Raw genomic sequence first — 15,178 nt, 5'->3', positions numbered from 1 at the left:
TTCGCGAACAAATGCGCTTCAACAGGACGTGCGTTTGCCCGCGAAGTGGGCTGATCAGATCCCGGTTTGTGCCCGTAAACCGGGCGCTCCTGCTTCGTCGTGCACCACTGTGAATCAATAAAAACCTTCCTGAAAATTTCTGCAAAAAAGCCGTTGTATCCGTCTGAAATTGAATGTTATGTTGATAACATATTGAGGCTTGGTGACTAGCTTCTAACATTCTCTGCTGCACCAGAGCGTTGAGTCCGGCATGAATCCCACTGAAAAAAGCAGTTTTCTGGTGACGCTGGAACAGCGCTTCACTGGCCTGACGCCGACCGGGAAGCGTATCGCCGGTTACCTGTTGGCCAACCCTCAGAAGTTGCCCTTCGAAACAGCTGACAGCATCGCGCAGCAAACTGGAACCACCGGCATCTCGGTCGGGCGCTTCTTGCGTTCGCTGGGCTACCGTAATCTGGACGACGTCAAACAAAGTTTGCGCGGCGACTCGGGTAATACCTGGCTGATCACCGACCGGCTTGGCGCCTTCCGTGAAGAAGCCACTCACGGCGATGCTCTGGACCGCTCGCTGAGCCGGGAACTGGACGCTATTCAGCATGTGTACGGCCTGGCCCGGAGCGAACAGTTTGCCCACATTGTCGAGCACCTGTACGCCGCCGATGCGGTGTTTATTGTCGGCATTCAGACCACTCGCGGCATCCTCAACGCGTTTCACAGCCACCTCGAATACATCCGGCCCAAGGTCTACTACGTCGATGGCCTGTCCGGGACTTACGCGGAATCCCTGAACTCAAGTTTCGAGAATCCCTACGCGATCATTTCCGACTTCCGTACCTATTCCAGCGTGGCCCGCACGTTTTGCGAGGTTGCCAGCAGCAACAATCTGCCCTTGGCATTAGTCACCGATTTTCACTGTCCGTGGGCCAGGGATTACCCCATGGACCTGTTGCAACTGAAGACCGACGTGGGTCAGTTTTGGGATTCCCTGGCACCGCTGACATGCCTGTTCAACCTGATGGTGTCGGCCGTGGCGGAAAAATACGGTGACCGTCTGGACGAGCGTCTGGCGAAAAACCGGCACCTGCAAGAGCTTTTTGGCCAGTTTGAATAGCGCTGCTCAGGGCGATCAAACCGGCAACATGATGACCAGCGTCTTACTTTTGATTGGAGTGTTTACGTGAACAGCAGCCTACTTGTCGAAGTCGATGCCCACGCGCTGCAGGTCGAAATCGATCTGATCTACGCTGGCGCCGATAACCTGGCTGGCACACCGATTTATCAAGATCCACGCTGCTTGTTGCACCACGACGCCGAACGCTGCCTGCGCATGGCCAGCCGTCTGGCGCGCCAGGCAGGGTTGAGCCTGCGCATCCTCGATGCCTACCGCCCGCCGTATGCCCAACTGTTGTTGTGGCAGGCGTTGCCTAATCCGGAATACGTGCGTGATCCGACACTCGGCTCGCACCATAGCCGTGGCGTGGCGGTCGATTTGACGTTGATCGATGCCGACGGCCAGCCGCTGGACATGGGCACCGGTTTCGATGACATGCGTGAGCAGTCACACCAGTTCTTCGCCGACCTGCCTGCCGCTGTGCAGCGCAACCGTTTGTTGCTGCTGGGGATCATGCTGAGCGCGGGGTTCCAGCCGATTGCCAGCGAATGGTGGCATTACGAATTGCCCGACGCCGAGCGCTATCCCTTGATTGACGACGGTTCTATCCGTCCGGCCAACCACTGACGGATAACCACTGAATAGATGACACCTGCTTGACTGTGACACAGCCTGACATGACCGGGACGACAATGAATCCCGGCGTAAATCCGGTGCAATCCTTATCCAGAACAGGCAAGGATTGGCCGTTTTCGAACGCTCATTGCGAGTGGTCGAGCTTTAACTGCCCGGTATAGCTTTAATAAAAAACCTGACGAACTTCCACATATCGAATGATCAAGGAACCGGCATGAATCTAATCTTCACCCCGCGCAAATTGGCCATGGCCTTGCTGTGTTCGGCTCTGGGTCTCGGTGCCTGGCAGTCGGCCAGCGCCGCCGTGCCGCAAGACACGCTGATGATCGGCAAACCTGCCGACCCGCAGACCCTCGACCCGGCCGTGACCATCGATAACAACGACTGGACCGTGACCTATCCTGCGTACCAGAAACTGGTGGCCTACAAGGTCGAGAACGGCAAGGGCAGCACCGAGGTGCAGGGCGATCTGGCCGCCAGCTGGACCACATCAGCCGACAGCTTGATTTGGGAATTCAAGATCAAACCCGGCAACCTGTTCGATGATGGCGCCGAAGTGGACGCCAACGCGGTAAAGTTTTCTTTCGACAGGTTGATGAAACTCAAGCAAGGCCCGTCCGCTGCGTTCCCCGACGACATGGTGGTGACAGTGGTCGATCCGATGACCGTGCGCTTTACCCTGAAAGCACCGTACGCGCCGTTCCTCTATACCCTTGCGCATAACGGCGGGGCGATCATCAACCCGGACGTCGCGAAGAAGACCGCTGACGTCAACGCCTACCTGTCGACCCATACCGCGGGTTCTGGTGCCTTCCGCCTGACCTCATGGCAGAAAGGCCAGTCCTTGACCATGGAGCAGAACACCTACTTTTCTGGCCCCAAGCCAACGCTGAAAAAAGTCGTGATCAAAATCATTGGTGAGGCTTCGGTACGCCGCTTGCAGCTGGAGCGCGGTGACCTCGACATCATTGAAGACATGCCCGAAGACCAGCTCGATGCGCTGGGCAAAAAAGCCGGCGTAGTGGTTCGCGACTATCCGTCGCTGCGGGTCACGTACCTGTACCTGAACAACAAAAAAGCGCCGATGAGCAACCCGGATGCACGCAGGGCTATCGTCGATGCGCTGGATTATGACGGCATCATCAACGGCATTCTCAAGGGCAAAGCCAAACCCATGAACGGGCCGATCCCACAGGGCATGTGGGCCTACGATTCGGCGTTGCCGCCGATGAAGCAGGACGTAGCCAAGGCCAAGGCCGACCTGGCGAAAGTCCCGGAGAAAATCGGCAGCCTGAACTTCATGTATTCGGACAAGGACCCTAACTGGGAGCCTATCGGTTTGACCTTGCAGGCAGGCCTGGCACCGCTGGGGGTCAATCTCAAGCTGGAGAAACTGGCCAACGCGACCCTGCGTGAGCGCCTGGGTACGGGTGATTTCGATATCGCCATCGGCTCCTGGAGCCCGGATTTCGCCGACCCCTACATGTTCATGAACTATTGGTTCGACTCCAAGCTGCAAGGCCTGGCGGGCAATCGCTCGTTCTATGACAACCCGGTCGTCGATAAATTGATCCGAGAGGCCGCGTCGAACAACGACACCGCCAAGCGCGTCGAGCTGTATCAGCAAGCGCAGAAAATTGTCCTTAACGACAGTGTCTACGCCTACCTGTACCAGAAGAGCTACACGCTGCCGATGCGTGACGCAGTCAAAGGTTACGTGTTCAACCCGATGCTTGAACAAGTATTCAACATCGACACCATCACCAAGTAAGTCGTCGTTATCGCTCCAGCGACCCACCTGTAAAGGGTGGGTTGTTGCAGCGTTGTGCCCACGGCAGACGTCTATAGCTGCCGATCCGAAGCGTTACCGAGGTGCCTGATGGCCTTCCTGAATATGTTGCGCAAACGTCTGTTCGGCCTGTTGCTGGTCGTTGTGGGCGTTTCGTTGATCACCTTTGCGATTTCCCATCTGATCCCCGGCGATCCGGCCCGACTGATTGCTGGCGACCGTGCCAGCGATGCCATCGTCGCCAACATCCGCCATCAATTGGGGCTGGACCTGCCGCTGTATCAGCAATATGGCCGCTACATGCTTGACCTGTTGCAGGGCGACCTCGGCACTTCGATCCGCACCAGTCGACCGGTGCTCGAAGATTTGCAGGCGTATTTCCCGGCGACTCTGGAGCTGGCGCTGGCGGCGCTGATCCTGTCGATACTGATCGGCGTGCCATTGGGTGTGCTGTCGGCGGTGTACCACAATCGCGCCATTGATCAGATCGCACGGACCCTGGCGGTCACCGGTATTTCCACCCCGGCGTTCTGGCTCGGGCTGGGCTTGATCGTGCTGTTTTACGGGCATTTGGGCTGGTTGCCCGGCAGCGGCCGCCTCGATGAGGGCCTTGAGCCGCCGCCGACCTTTACCGGCTTTTACTTGATCGATTCATTGCTCACAGGCGACATGGCGCTGTTCTCCAACGCCTTGCAGCATTTGATCCTGCCTGCCGTGACCCTGGGTTTCGTTAACCTGGGGGTGGTGGCGCGGCAAATACGCTCGGCGATGCTCGACCAGCTTGGTGAGGATTACATCCGCACTGCGCGCGCCTACGGCTTGTCGCGCTGGGCGGTAATTCTGCGCCATGCGCTGCCGAATGCGTTGATCCCGTCGGTGACGGTATTGGGCCTGACCCTGGGCGACCTGCTCTACGGTGCGGTGCTCACCGAAACGGTCTTCGCCTGGCCAGGCATGGGCGCGTACGTGGTCAAGTCGATTCAGTCCCTGGATTTTCCGGCAGTGATGGGTTTCGCGATTTGGGTGTCCTTCATTTATGTACTGCTCAACATGGCCATCGATCTGCTCTACCGCGTGATCGACCCCCGCATTGGCGAGGTCAACTGACATGTCTATTCCCGTTAACCCGCTGACCATCGCGCCGCTCGCTCAAACCCCGCGCTGGCGGGAAAGGTTCGCCTACCTGGCCTACCAGATTCGCCGCAGCCCGCTGACCATGGCGGGCCTGGCGATCTCCCTGGTCGTCCTGCTGTGCATGGCGTTCGCGCCGTGGCTGGCGCCCCATGACCCCAACGCACTGGACCTGGTGCATCGCCTGGCACCACCTTCCGCCGCGCACTGGTTCGGCACCGATGAAGTCGGCCGTGACCTGTTCAGTCGAGTGTTATACGGCAGTCAGCAATCGGTCGGTGTCGGCCTGTTCGTGGCCTTTTCCTCGTGTTTGATCGGAGGGTTGCTGGGCTGCATGTCCGGGGTCATCGGCGGGCGTTTTGACAGCCTGACCATGCGCTTGATGGACATCATGCTCTCGGTGCCGTCGCTGGTGTTGATCATGGCCCTGGCTGCCGCGTTGGGCCCGAGCCTGTTCAACGCCATGTTGGCGATCACTCTGGTGCGGATTCCGTTCTATGTGCGACTGGCCCGAGGGCAAGCGTTGAGCATCCGTCAGATGGGTTACGTCAAGGCCGCGCAGACCTTCGGCGCCGGGCGCTGGCACATCGTGCTCTGGCACGTGGCGCGCAATGCCATGCCGCCGTTGTTGGTGCAACTGAGCCTGGACATTGGCAGCGCGATCCTCATGGCTTCGGCCCTGGGCTTCATCGGACTTGGCGCGCAGCAACCGACGGCGGAGTGGGGCGCAATGGTCGCCACGGGGCGTAACTACATCCTCGACCATTGGTGGTATTCGACATTCCCCGGCCTGGCGATCCTGGTCACGGCGACCGGATTCAATCTGCTGGGCGACGGCGTGCGGGACTTGCTCGATCCGCGTCAACAGGGGAAATGACCATGCAGACCTCTCCAGAAGTGAGCGCACACGTGCCGAACGCGAATACCCCGGTCCTGACCATCGACAATCTGAGCGTGGAGTTTCCCGCTTACCGCAGCACCGTCAAGGCCCTCAACGGCGTTTCGCTGCACGTCAATCCTGGCGAAATCGTCGGCGTGATCGGCGAGTCCGGTTCGGGTAAATCAGTCACCGCCATGCTCAGCCTGCGCCTGTTGCCCGAACGCAGTTACCACGTCAGTGGCGGCAGCCTGCACATTCTGGGTCGCGACATGCTCGCGGCCAAAGAAAAGGACCTGCTTAAAGTCCGTGGCCGTGACGTCGCGATGATTTTCCAGGAGCCGATGACCGCGCTTAACCCGACCCGCCGCATCGGTCGACAGATGCTCGATGTGATCATTCATCACCAGCACTTGAGCAAGGCCGATGCACGGGCCAAGGCCATTGGTCTGTTGCGTGACATGCACATTGCCGACCCTGAGCAGGTGTTGGAAAACTACCCCTTCGAGCTGTCCGGCGGCATGCGTCAGCGGGTGATGATTGCTTTGGCTTTTTCCTGCGATCCGCAGTTGCTGATCGCCGACGAGCCGACCACTGCACTGGACGTCACCGTGCAACGTCAGGTGTTGCTGCTGTTACGGGAAAAAGCCCGCGAGCGTGGCACCGCAATCCTGTTGATCACCCATGATATGGCGCTGGTGTCGCAGTTCTGCGATCGGGTCTACGTGATGTACACCGGTGCCGTGGTGGAGCAGGGTGCAACCGGCGAGGTCATGGTCGATCCGCGCCATCCCTATACCCGCGGTTTGCTCAGCGGCCTGCCGGAGCAAGTGCAGCCGGGTGAAGACCTGATGACCATTCCTGGCCAGGTCCCTAATCTTGCCGCGTTGCCCGCAGGTTGCACGTTCCGCGACCGCTGTCAGTACGCGATGCCGGTCTGCAGCAAACGTCCGCCCTTGCAAGCCATTGACGCCGAAGGCCTGCGCAAGAGCGCCTGCTGGCTGACTGTACAGGAACAATCATCATGATCAGCACTGCACGTAAACGACTGCCCAGCGACAACGCGGCGATTCTTGGCCTGAGCGATGTGCGGGTACATTTTCCGGTGGGCAGCGACTGGCTGGGTCGCCCCAAGGGCCTGGCCCATGCCTTGAACGGTATTGATCTGGACGTTCGCGCCGGTGAAACCCTCGGCGTGGTCGGTGAGTCCGGCTGTGGCAAAAGTACGTTGGCGCAACTGTTGATGGGGCTGATCAAACCCACCAGCGGGACGCTGGACTGGATCTATAACGACGCCCGCGAGCGCAGCAGTAATGTGCAGATCGTGTTTCAGGACCCGCAGTCGTCTCTCGATCCGCGTCTGCCGATCTGGAAAATCATCACCGAGCCGCTGTTCGTCCAGCGTGCTGTCCCGCGTCGAGAAATGCGCGATATCGCAGCCAAAGTTGCAGCTCAAGTGGGCATTCGCACCGAGTACATGGACCGCTTCGCCCACCAGTTTTCCGGTGGGCAGCGGCAACGTATTGCCATCGCCCGAGCACTGTCGTCCAACCCGGACATCATCGTCCTCGACGAACCGACCTCGGCACTGGACATTTCGGTGCAAGCGCAGATTCTCAACTTGCTGAGTGAACTGCAACGCAGTCGCGACCTGACCTACATCCTGATCTCGCACAACGTTTCGGTCGTCCGGCACATGGCTGACCGTGTGGCCGTGATGTACCTGGGGCAAATCGTCGAACTGGGCAGCGCCGCCGAAGTGCTCGATCACCCACGGCACCCTTACACGCGATTGTTGCTGGACGCGGTACCGCGTCTTGGTGCGCCGATTGATAACGCCCAGGTCGCCGCCCCGACTGAATTGCCCGGCAACCGCAACCTGCCCACCGGCTGCTTCTTCCGCGACCGCTGCCCGCGCGCCACCATCGGCTGCGACAAACCTCAGGGGTTGTTGGCAGCGAAGGGCGCTACGGGCGATAACCTGGTGCGCTGCCACTTGGAATCTGTGACGGTCTGACCCCGACGCGTCAGAAAACGCCAGTGTTTGAAGCACTCACCGACCGGTAGTCGGTGAGTGAATGAGGGCGTCTACAAACCGTCAACCAATCGTTACCTTACTGTCATCCCCAGGTCATGGGCCTGAAACACCTTCTCTTTACTGTCAGTTGCACACAAACGCAGCCGTGCAAAGGCTGTTCAACCAGACAGAGAAGCCCATGAACGCAGCTATCCATGTCGACCGTCTGAACAAGACTTTTGCTCGCAAGACTGCTTTGGTTGATCTTGCGTTGTCTATACAACCCGGTGAAATGGTCGCGCTGATCGGTGCTTCCGGTTCCGGGAAATCGACGCTGTTACGCCACATGGCCGGGCTGGCGCGCTGCGATCGCACCAACGGTGGCAGTGTGCAGGTGCTGGGCCGCGAAGTGCAGGCCTCAGGCCGCCTGAATGGCAACGTCCGCCAGCTGCGCGCCGATATCGGCTACATCTTCCAACAGTTCAATCTGGTCAATCGCCTCAGCGTGCTGGACAACGTGTTACTCGGTTGTCTGGGGCGCATGCCCGGTTGGCGCGGCAATCTGGGCCTGTTCAATGCTCAGGAAAAACAGTGGGCGATGGAGTCCCTGGACCGCGTGGGGCTGGCCGATCTCGCCACGCAGCGCGCTTCGACCCTTTCAGGCGGTCAACAACAACGCGTGGCGATTGCCCGTGCGTTGACCCAGCGTGCCGACGTTATTCTGGCCGATGAACCTATCGCGTCACTGGACCCTGAGTCCGCACGCAAGGTCATGGAAATCCTCGCCGATATCAATCGCCGTGACGGCAAGACCGTCGTCGTCACCCTGCATCAGGTGGATTACGCCGTGCGTTATTGCCAGCGCGCCGTGGCCCTCAAAGCCGGGCGCATTCATTTTGATGGCGCCGCTGAAGCACTCAGTACCTCGCTTCTCAACGACCTGTACGGCGCGGATCTGGACAGCAGTCTTCTGTTCTCCGACAAAGCTCGCAGCGCCGAAAGACCGTTAAAACTGGCGCTTGCGCGGGCCTGATTTCGTTGCAGTTGCTCTAAAAAACAAACCACCAACGCCACCTTCAGGAATCCCTCCATGTTGAATCGTATGGGTCGTGTTTTCGCGTCTGCCGCTTTATTGGCTACCTGCTTCCTGGGTACCGCTCAGGCTGAAGAAAAAGTCATCAACTTTGGCCTTATGTCCACCGAGTCTTCGACCAATCTGCGAAGCGTCTGGCAGCCGTTTCTCGACGATATGTCGAAAAAAACCGGTCTTAAAGTCAACGCGACCTTCGCCTCCGACTATGCCGGATTGATTCAGGGTATGCGCTTCAATAAGGTCGATATCGCCTGGCTGGGTAACAAGGGCGCGATGGAAGCCGTGGACCGTTCCAACGGTGAAATCTTTGCCCAGACCGCTGCCGCCAATGGGGCAGCCGGTTACTGGAGCCTGTTGATCGTGCGCAAGGACAGTCCAATAAACTCGGTCGAAGACATGCTCAAAAACGCCAAGGACCTGACCTTCGGCAACGGTGATCCAAATTCCACTTCTGGCTATCTGGTGCCGGGCTACTACGTCTTCGCCAAGAACAATGTGAATGCCGCCACCGCCTTCAAACGCACGCTCAACTCCAGCCATGAAGTGAACGCCTTGAGCGTGGCCAAAGGCCAACTCGACGTTGCCACCTTCAACACTGAAAGCTGGGACCGTCTGGTCGTCACCCAACCGGACCAGGCAGCCATGCTCAAGGTCATCTGGAAGTCGCCATTAATCCCCGCCGACCCGATGGTCTGGAACAAAGGTCTGTCAGACGTCGATAAGGGCAAAATTCGCGAGTTCTTCGCCACCTATGGCGACACCGACCACGAAAAGGCCGTGCTCAAAGACATGCAGTTGAGCAAGTTCCTGCCGTCCTCCGACGACCAATTACTGCCGATCCGCCAGCTTGATCTGTTCAAGCAGCGCACCGAAGTCAATGCCAGCACCACCCTCGACGCCAAAGAAAAAGCCGAGCGACTGAAAGAGCTCGATGCGGGTCTGGCCAAGCTGCAAGAGCGAATCAGCGATCTGGAAAAGAAGAGCACCTCCAGCGCCAGCGCCGGTTGACGCCTGCCGACGCGACGCCCCAGCGCGTCGCGTCATCGCAGCCTTTTATGGCTGCCCTATTTGAGAGCCGTTTATGACTTCCAATGCTGCACATGCTGAAGCCGTCGGCAAACGTACCTGGCCGCAATATGTGGGCTGGGGCCTGTTCCTCGCCATGCTGGCCTGGGCCTGGCATGGCGCTGAGATGAACCCGCTGGCGCTGTACCGCGATGCAGGAAACATGGCGACCTTCGCAGGCGACTTCTTCCCGCCAGACTTCCGCGAATGGCGCTCGTACCTCAAAGAAATGATCGTCACCGTGCAGATCGCACTCTGGGGCACGGTGCTGGCGATTGTCTGCTCGGTTCCGTTGGGAATTCTGTGCGCCGATAACATCACCCCGTGGTGGATTCATCAGCCATTGCGCCGGGTCATGGACTCGTTCCGTTCAATCAACGAAATGGTGTTCGCGATGCTGTTTGTGGTCGCGGTCGGTCTGGGTCCGTTCGCTGGCGTTCTGGCGTTGTGGATCAGTACCACGGGAGTCCTCGCCAAGCTGTTTGCTGAAGCGGTCGAGGCCATTGACCCCGGTCCCGTCGAAGGCGTGCGTGCGACCGGCGCCAGCGCCCTGCAAGAGGTCATCTATGGGGTCATCCCGCAAGTCATGCCGCTGTGGATTTCCTACGCGCTGTACCGCTTCGAGTCCAACGTGCGCTCGGCCACGGTGGTCGGGATGGTCGGTGCTGGCGGGATCGGGGTGATTCTCTGGGAGAACATTCGGTCTTTCCAGTTCGTTCAGACCTGCGCCGTATTGCTGGTGATTATCGTCGTGGTGAGCGTGATCGACGTCCTGTCGCAACGCCTGCGCAAACAATTCATTTGACGGAGAGGGTGCCGAACGGCGCTTTTTTTTAACCATGCAGTTGTCTAGACAAATTGAACCCGTTTACCGCGAGTTGGCAGACACCTTGCGCCGGGAGCTCGGCGATTATCGGGCCGGGGATTATCTGCCCGCGGAGATCCGCCTGGCCGCACGATTTTCCGTTAACCGGCATACCGTGCGCCGCGCCATTGATGAGTTGGTGCTCGATGGCAGCGTGTTGCGTCGCCAGGGCCGGGGCACTCAGGTGCTGGAGCGTCCGCTGATCTATCCGCTGGTTGCAGAAAGCGCCTACAGCCAGTCGTTGTCGGCGCTCGGGCACGGGGTTGAAGCCCGGCTGCTGCAGCGGCGCAGTTGCCTGGCCAACCGCGATGAGGCGAGGCACTTGGGCTTGGCCGATCAGGCACCGCTGATTGAGCTGCAAACACTGCGCATGGTCGATGGTCAGCCCGTGAGCTTGATTCGTCACCGTTACTGCGCCAGCCGAACCGAGTTGCTGGCGCCGTATGCCGGGGGCTCGCTGCGTCAGTTCTTCGCGGAGCGCGACCTGCCGTTGACCCGTACGTTCAGCCTGATCGGTGCGCGCCTGCCGAGTCGTGAGGAGGCGGGGTTGTTGCTCATGCCCCGGCATTTGCCCGCGCTCAGCGTTTTTACCCTTTCCCGTGATTCGTCCGGCCAGCCCGTGGAGCTTGCGCAGTCCACCAGCCGCTCGGACCGTTTCCAATATCAGGTCATCACATGATGGAGATGCCGACGATGAGTTCCGCTCCTGTAGCCCCGCACGCAGCCCGTCAACAGTGGATCGGCGTGCTTGCCCGTGCCCACCGTGGCGAATTGAGTGGCCATGAAGCAGCCCTGCGTGACACCGAATACCAACTGATTCGCGCTCCGGAAATCGGCATGACCCTGGTCCGTGGTCGCATGGGCGGCACTGGTGCGCCATTCAACGTCGGTGAGATGAGCGTGACCCGCTGTGTGGTACGCCTGGCGGATGGGCGCACCGGCTACAGCTACCTCGCCGGACGCGACAAGGCGCATGCCGAACTGGCCGCGCTGGCCGACGCGCATCTGCAAGGCTCGCAGCAGGCCCGCTGGTTGAGTGAGTTGATCGAACCCCTGGCCCGTGCGCACGCCGCACGCCGCGCCCAAAAAGACGCCGAAACCGCAGCGACTAAGGTCGAGTTCTTTACCTTGGTCCGAGGAGAAGACTGATGAGTGCAACCCTTTTGCAACCCGCATTTGCCGACCCTGTGTTGGACGCCCAACGCAGCTTCCGTGCGGCGCTCAAGGCTCTGGCCGGACCGGGTGTGGCTCAGCCGCTGGAACAGGCCCCGCCTCTGGAAGGGCTGGCGCCAGCGAGCTACGCGCTGTGTCTGGCGCTGCTCGATGTCGACACCCCGCTGTGGCTGGCGCCGGCATTCGATACACCGATGATCCGCGCCAACCTGGCCTTTCACTGCGGCTGCGCGATGGTCAGCCGTCGTGAACAGGCCCGTTTTGCGTTGCTCGACGACAGCGAACTTGGTGATTTACAGGGTTTCGACCTGGGCAATGACCGTTACCCCGATCAGTCCTGCACCTTATTGATCCAGTTGGCTCAGCTCGACGGCGGGCGTCCTCTGGCGTGGCGCGGCCCCGGTATCCAACACGAAAACCGGGTCGCCTTGCCACTGTCTGAAGGGTTCTGGCGCGAGCGCAACGCACGCAACGATTTCCCCCGAGGGCTGGATGCGTTTTTCCTCGCAGGGCATAGCGTCATCGGTCTGCCGCGCAGCACCCGTATCAATTGCCTCGAACCCACACCCCTGGCTGAGGAGTTTGCCTGATGTACGTAGCCGTAAAAGGTGGCGAACAGGCCATCGACAATGCCCACCGTTTGTTGGCAAGAAAGCGTCGTGGCGACACCACGATTGCGGAACTGGGCGTCGAGCAGATTCGCCAGCAACTGCCATTGGCCGTGGCCCGGGTGATGAGCGAGGGTTCGCTGTACGACGAGCAACTGGCCGCGCTGGCGATCAAACAGGCTGCTGGGGATTTGATCGAAGCGATCTTCCTGCTGCGCGCCTATCGCACCACGCTGCCACGTTTCAGCGCCAGCCTGCCGATTGATACTTCGGTCATGCAACTGAGCCGACGCTTATCCGCAACCTTCAAGGATGTACCGGGCGGGCAACTGTTGGGCCCGACCTTCGACTACACCCATCGCTTACTGGACTTCACGTTGCTGGCCGAAGGCGAGCACCCAGGGCCGCGCGTAGAGGAGGGCGCGACACTGGAGCCGTGTCCGCGAGTCCTCGGTTTGTTGGCCAGAGAAGGCCTGATCAAAAACGAATCCGACAAAGGTGAAGCCGTCGCCGACATCACTCGGGATCCACTGGAGTTCCCTTCCAGCCGTGCTCAGCGCTTGCAGGCGCTGGCTCGTGGCGATGAAGGATTTCTGCTGGCGCTGGGCTATTCCACCCAGCGTGGCTACGGCCGTAATCACCCGTTCGCCGGGGAAATCCGCATCGGTGAAGTGGAGGTCTGGATTGAGCCGGAAGAGCTCGGCTTCCCCATCGCCATTGGCGCCATCGAGGTGACCGAGTGCGAGATGGTCAACCAGTTCGTCGGTTCTGGCGCGGAACTGGCGCAGTTCACCCGAGGCTACGGCCTGGCGTTTGGGTATGCCGAGCGTAAAGCCATGGGCATGGCTTTGGTGGACCGCTCACTGCGGGCCGATGAGTTCAACGAAGAAATCCAGTCGCCGGCGCAGCAGGAGGAGTTTGTCCTCAGCCATTGCGACAACGTCGAGGCGGCCGGTTTCGTGTCGCACCTCAAGCTTCCGCACTACGTTGACTTCCAGTCCGAGCTGGAACTGATCCGCAAGCTGCGCAAGCCCGCAGCCGCTCAGTCCACCGTGCAGGAGAACCCACAATGAACAGCGTAATGACCGACAGACCTGCGCGTGACGAGGCCTACAACTTCGCTTATCTCGACGAACAAACCAAACGCATGATCCGGCGCGGCCTGCTCAAGGCCGTGGCGATTCCCGGCTATCAGGTGCCCTTCGGCGGCCGCGAAATGCCGCTGCCGTATGGCTGGGGCACGGGCGGCATGCAAATGACCGCCGCGATTCTGGGGGCCGATGATGTGCTCAAGGTCATCGATCAGGGCGCGGACGACACCACGAATGCGGTCTCGATTCGGCGCTTTTTTGCCCGTACGGCAGGCATCGCGACCACCGAGCGCACGCCGGAAGCAACGGTGATCCAGACCCGTCACCGGATCCCGGAAACCCCGCTGCACGCGGATCAGATCATGGTCTATCAGGTGCCAATCCCGGAGCCGCTGCGTTTTATCGAACCGTCGGAAACCGAGACCCGGACCATGCACGCGCTCAACGATTACGGGGTGATGCACGTGAAACTCTACGAGGACATCGCCACCTTCGGCCACATCGCCACCAGCTATGCCTACCCGGTGATGGTCGATGAACGCTATGTGATGGACCCCTCGCCGATTCCAAAATTCGACAACCCGAAACTCGACATGAGCCCGGCGCTGATGTTGTTCGGCGCCGGTCGTGAAAAACGCCTGTACGCCGTACCGCCTTACACCCGGGTGGTGAGTCTGGATTTTGAGGATCACCCGTTTGAAATCCAGACGTGGGAAGCGTGTTGCGCGATCTGCGGCAGCCGCGATTCGTATCTGGATGAACTGATTCTCGACGACGCGGGCACCCAGAGCTTCGTCTGCTCGGACACCGACTACTGCGCCCAGCGCAGCAATGAACAGGAGGCCGCTCAATGAACAACCCAGTGCATCACTCGCAGCGGCTGCGGGACCGGCAAGCCGACCGTGCGCAGCCGCTGCTCGAAGTACGGGGTCTGTCGCGCTTATACGGGCCAGAGAAGGGCTGTCAGGATGTGAGCTTCGACCTGTACCCCGGCGAAGTATTGGGCATTGTCGGCGAGTCCGGGTCGGGCAAATCGACCTTGTTGTCATTGCTCAGCGGCCGTTGCCCGCCCGACAGCGGTGCCGTTGCATATCGACGTAAAGAAGGCGGCTGGCTCGACCTCTACAGCGCGAGCGAAGCCGAACGCCGCACGTTGTTGCGCACCGAATGGGGGTTTGTTGAACAGAGCCCGCGCGATGGTCTGCGCATGGGCGTGTCGGCTGGCGCCAACATCGGCGAGCGACTGATGGCGCAGGGCGTACGCAATTATGGGCAATTGCGTGCCGCCGGGATCGACTGGTTGACCCAGGTGGAAATCGATCCGCTGCGCATTGACGACCTGCCGCGTACGTTCTCTGGCGGCATGCAGCAGCGCTTGCAGATCGCCCGCAACCTGGTTTCCGGCCCGCGCCTGGTGTTCATGGACGAGCCGACCGGAGGCCTCGACGTTTCGGTCCAGGCGCGCTTGCTTGACCTGTTACGGGGGCTGGTGCGGGAGCTGGACCTGGCGGTGGTGATTGTCACCCATGACCTGGCCGTGGCGCGATTGTTGGCCGACCGGCTGATGGTCATGCGGCGCTCCAACGTTGTGGAGGCCGGGTTGACCGATCAGATCCTTGATGACCCGCAGCATCCGTATTCGCAGTTGCTGGTGTCTTCGGTGCTGCAACCGTGATCCGTCCATCCGCCGGGCGATCCCCGGCCACCGTCGTCTTTTTGGGG

General features: G+C 60.1%; 16 protein-coding genes. All 16 read left to right on the top strand.

The genetic code is table 11. The features are described 5' to 3' along the window. Positions 1–250 precede the first annotated feature (250 nt). The 16 genes from AC1MEA_RS24185 (at position 251) to phnK (ending at position 15,131) form a co-directional block, all read left to right on the top strand. Positions 251–1,111: a MurR/RpiR family transcriptional regulator gene (locus AC1MEA_RS24185; RefSeq protein ID WP_219060699.1), complete on the top strand. Its 861-nt coding sequence runs from the start codon at positions 251–253 to the stop codon at positions 1,109–1,111. A 66-nt stretch (positions 1,112–1,177) separates the two neighbouring features. Then, positions 1,178–1,738, top strand: coding sequence for a D-alanyl-D-alanine dipeptidase (gene ddpX, locus AC1MEA_RS24180; RefSeq protein ID WP_449633318.1), 561 nt, complete (start codon positions 1,178–1,180; stop codon positions 1,736–1,738). A gap of 223 nt (positions 1,739–1,961) precedes the next feature. Then, complete coding sequence (locus tag AC1MEA_RS24175; RefSeq protein ID WP_480417598.1) at positions 1,962–3,518, top strand: ABC transporter substrate-binding protein; 1,557 nt, start codon at positions 1,962–1,964, stop codon at positions 3,516–3,518. 108 nt (positions 3,519–3,626) lie between these two features. Then, positions 3,627–4,643, top strand: a complete 1,017-nt coding sequence (locus AC1MEA_RS24170; RefSeq protein WP_480417597.1) for an ABC transporter permease — start codon at positions 3,627–3,629, stop codon at positions 4,641–4,643. A gap of 1 nt (position 4,644) precedes the next feature. After that, the gene (ddpC, locus tag AC1MEA_RS24165) at positions 4,645–5,544 is read left to right on the top strand and encodes a D,D-dipeptide ABC transporter permease (protein WP_219060703.1); all 900 of its coding nucleotides are present in this window, start codon (positions 4,645–4,647) and stop codon (positions 5,542–5,544) included. A 2-nt stretch (positions 5,545–5,546) separates the two neighbouring features. Next, positions 5,547–6,572 (top strand): ABC transporter ATP-binding protein, encoded by a 1,026-nt coding sequence (locus AC1MEA_RS24160; protein ID WP_449633320.1) that lies wholly within the window; start codon positions 5,547–5,549, stop codon positions 6,570–6,572. Further along, positions 6,569–7,561, top strand: a complete 993-nt coding sequence (locus tag AC1MEA_RS24155) for an oligopeptide/dipeptide ABC transporter ATP-binding protein (protein WP_480417596.1) — start codon at positions 6,569–6,571, stop codon at positions 7,559–7,561. The genes AC1MEA_RS24160 and AC1MEA_RS24155 overlap by 4 nt, the downstream gene beginning before the upstream one ends. 199 nt (positions 7,562–7,760) lie before the next feature. Beyond that, a complete protein-coding gene (gene phnC / locus AC1MEA_RS24150) occupies positions 7,761–8,594 on the top strand; it encodes a phosphonate ABC transporter ATP-binding protein (RefSeq protein ID WP_219060706.1) in 834 nt (277 codons plus the stop codon). 57 nt (positions 8,595–8,651) lie between these two features. Then, positions 8,652–9,662, top strand: coding sequence for a phosphonate ABC transporter substrate-binding protein (gene phnD, locus AC1MEA_RS24145; protein WP_219060707.1), 1,011 nt, complete (start codon positions 8,652–8,654; stop codon positions 9,660–9,662). A gap of 73 nt (positions 9,663–9,735) precedes the next feature. Beyond that, positions 9,736–10,524: a phosphonate ABC transporter, permease protein PhnE gene (phnE, locus tag AC1MEA_RS24140; RefSeq protein WP_219060708.1), complete on the top strand. Its 789-nt coding sequence runs from the start codon at positions 9,736–9,738 to the stop codon at positions 10,522–10,524. Between the two features lie 34 nt (positions 10,525–10,558). Next, complete coding sequence (gene phnF / locus AC1MEA_RS24135; RefSeq protein WP_480417595.1) at positions 10,559–11,263, top strand: phosphonate metabolism transcriptional regulator PhnF; 705 nt, start codon at positions 10,559–10,561, stop codon at positions 11,261–11,263. Positions 11,264–11,277: 14 nt separating this feature from the next. Beyond that, positions 11,278–11,733, top strand: a complete 456-nt coding sequence (gene phnG / locus AC1MEA_RS24130; RefSeq protein WP_480417594.1) for a phosphonate C-P lyase system protein PhnG — start codon at positions 11,278–11,280, stop codon at positions 11,731–11,733. Further along, complete coding sequence (gene phnH / locus AC1MEA_RS24125; RefSeq protein WP_480417593.1) at positions 11,733–12,347, top strand: phosphonate C-P lyase system protein PhnH; 615 nt, start codon at positions 11,733–11,735, stop codon at positions 12,345–12,347. Before phnG ends, phnH begins: the two co-directional genes overlap by 1 nt. Further along, positions 12,347–13,438, top strand: coding sequence for a carbon-phosphorus lyase complex subunit (locus AC1MEA_RS24120; RefSeq protein ID WP_480417592.1), 1,092 nt, complete (start codon positions 12,347–12,349; stop codon positions 13,436–13,438). The genes phnH and AC1MEA_RS24120 overlap by 1 nt, the downstream gene beginning before the upstream one ends. After that, a complete protein-coding gene (locus tag AC1MEA_RS24115) occupies positions 13,435–14,310 on the top strand; it encodes an alpha-D-ribose 1-methylphosphonate 5-phosphate C-P-lyase PhnJ (protein ID WP_480417591.1) in 876 nt (291 codons plus the stop codon). Before AC1MEA_RS24120 ends, AC1MEA_RS24115 begins: the two co-directional genes overlap by 4 nt. After that, a complete protein-coding gene (phnK, locus tag AC1MEA_RS24110) occupies positions 14,307–15,131 on the top strand; it encodes a phosphonate C-P lyase system protein PhnK (protein WP_449633327.1) in 825 nt (274 codons plus the stop codon). The genes AC1MEA_RS24115 and phnK overlap by 4 nt, the downstream gene beginning before the upstream one ends. Positions 15,132–15,178: the final 47 nt, after the last annotated feature.

It is taken from the genome of Pseudomonas sp. ASL8 (assembly GCF_056680355.1).
This window is presented reverse-complemented; position numbering and strand designations above follow the sequence as displayed.

Coding starts and splice junctions, on each gene's coding strand:
- phnC (WP_219060706.1), top strand. CDS start 7,761: ATGAACGCAGCTATCCATGTCGACCGTCTGAACAAGACTTTTGCTCGC.
- phnH (WP_480417593.1), top strand. CDS start 11,733: ATGAGTGCAACCCTTTTGCAACCCGCATTTGCCGACCCTGTGTTGGAC.
- phnG (WP_480417594.1), top strand. CDS start 11,278: ATGAGTTCCGCTCCTGTAGCCCCGCACGCAGCCCGTCAACAGTGGATC.
- phnF (WP_480417595.1), top strand. CDS start 10,559: ATGCAGTTGTCTAGACAAATTGAACCCGTTTACCGCGAGTTGGCAGAC.
- phnE (WP_219060708.1), top strand. CDS start 9,736: ATGACTTCCAATGCTGCACATGCTGAAGCCGTCGGCAAACGTACCTGG.
- AC1MEA_RS24120 (WP_480417592.1), top strand. CDS start 12,347: ATGTACGTAGCCGTAAAAGGTGGCGAACAGGCCATCGACAATGCCCAC.
- ddpC (WP_219060703.1), top strand. CDS start 4,645: ATGTCTATTCCCGTTAACCCGCTGACCATCGCGCCGCTCGCTCAAACC.
- phnD (WP_219060707.1), top strand. CDS start 8,652: ATGTTGAATCGTATGGGTCGTGTTTTCGCGTCTGCCGCTTTATTGGCT.
- AC1MEA_RS24115 (WP_480417591.1), top strand. CDS start 13,435: ATGAACAGCGTAATGACCGACAGACCTGCGCGTGACGAGGCCTACAAC.
- AC1MEA_RS24160 (WP_449633320.1), top strand. CDS start 5,547: ATGCAGACCTCTCCAGAAGTGAGCGCACACGTGCCGAACGCGAATACC.
- AC1MEA_RS24175 (WP_480417598.1), top strand. CDS start 1,962: ATGAATCTAATCTTCACCCCGCGCAAATTGGCCATGGCCTTGCTGTGT.
- AC1MEA_RS24170 (WP_480417597.1), top strand. CDS start 3,627: ATGGCCTTCCTGAATATGTTGCGCAAACGTCTGTTCGGCCTGTTGCTG.
- phnK (WP_449633327.1), top strand. CDS start 14,307: ATGAACAACCCAGTGCATCACTCGCAGCGGCTGCGGGACCGGCAAGCC.
- AC1MEA_RS24155 (WP_480417596.1), top strand. CDS start 6,569: ATGATCAGCACTGCACGTAAACGACTGCCCAGCGACAACGCGGCGATT.
- AC1MEA_RS24185 (WP_219060699.1), top strand. CDS start 251: ATGAATCCCACTGAAAAAAGCAGTTTTCTGGTGACGCTGGAACAGCGC.